General features: G+C 50.6%; 1 protein-coding gene. It reads left to right on the top strand.

The window, feature by feature from the left end:
• Window positions 1–15: 15 nt before the first annotated feature.
• The coding region (locus AAEZ03_RS27980; RefSeq protein WP_350583184.1) for a ribonucleotide reductase N-terminal alpha domain-containing protein at window positions 16–259 on the top strand (244 nt) is incomplete at its 3' end.

The following is a 259-nucleotide window of genomic DNA, read 5'->3' as shown; positions in this document are numbered from 1 at the left end:
CCGCAGTTCTTATATATGCTGGTCGGTATGTGTCTGTTCGCCAATTACGACAGAGCTGAGCGCATGAGCTATGTGAAGCGCTTCTATGATGCGACTTCAGAGTTCAAAATTTCGCTACCGACGCCAATCATGTCAGGTGTGCGTACGCCATCACGCCAGTTTAGCTCGTGTGTACTGATCGAATGTGGTGATAGCCTAGATTCAATCAACGCGACCACTAGCGCCATCGTACGCTATGTATCGCAGCGCGCTGGTATCG

Source organism: Pseudomonas sp. HY2-MNA-CIBAN-0224 (assembly GCF_040310285.1).
Lineage (GTDB): Bacteria > Pseudomonadota > Gammaproteobacteria > Pseudomonadales > Pseudomonadaceae > Aquipseudomonas > Aquipseudomonas helleri.
The sequence above is the reverse complement of the archived record's forward strand: the minus strand, read 5'-3'. Positions and strand labels throughout refer to the sequence as shown.